The following is a 696-nucleotide window of genomic DNA, read 5'->3' on the forward strand; positions in this document are numbered from 1 at the left end:
TTTTGGTTTTCTTAGTGTTATTTGTTTTTTCATTGTTAATAGCCTATGTAAAAGGGTAAATTACAAAGCCAAAAGAATTACACTCAATAAGGCGGTGAGCTGAGCAACACTTTAGCGGATATGTTAGAGTGGCAAGCAAGATAGAAAGAGTGGATGGTGGATGCCTTGGCAAAGAGAGGCGATGAAGGACGCACTAGACTGCGATAAGCTACGCGGAGTTGTCAAGAAGCGTTGATGCGTAGATGTCCGAATGGGGCAACCTAGCTTATGGCAACATAAGCTACTCTATTTTATAGAGGGCGAACCTAGCGAAGTGAAACATCTTAGTAGCTAGAGGAAAAGAAATCAAGTGAGATTCCCTAAGTAGTGGCGAGCGAAAGGGGAAAAGGGCAAACCGCGTGCTTGCATGCGGGGTTGAGGACTACAAGATTCTAAGAGAAAATTTAGCAGAAGCGCTTGGAAAGGCGCGCCATAGAAAGTGATAGCCTTGTATGCGAAAAGTTTTTTCAAAGATAGTAGTATCCAGAGTAGGTCAGGACACGAGAAATCCGGGCTGAAGCTGGGGAGACCACTCTCCAACCCTAAATACTCCTCTTTGACCGATAGCGCACAAGTACCGTGAGGGAAAGGTGAAAAGAACCGTGGGCAACGGAGTGAAATAGAACCTGAAACCATCTACTTACAATCATTCAGAGC

The 696-nt window shown here is 44.7% G+C and carries 1 rRNA gene; it reads left to right on the forward strand.

Annotation, left to right across the window (positions count from 1 at the left end):
- Positions 1-133 precede the first annotated feature (133 nt).
- A 23S ribosomal RNA gene (locus G6Q00_RS08320) occupies positions 134-696 on the forward strand; the annotation flags it as partial.

Origin of the sequence: Helicobacter suis, assembly GCF_902196125.1 — a bacterium.
Taxonomy (GTDB): Bacteria; Campylobacterota; Campylobacteria; order Campylobacterales; family Helicobacteraceae; genus Helicobacter; species Helicobacter suis_B.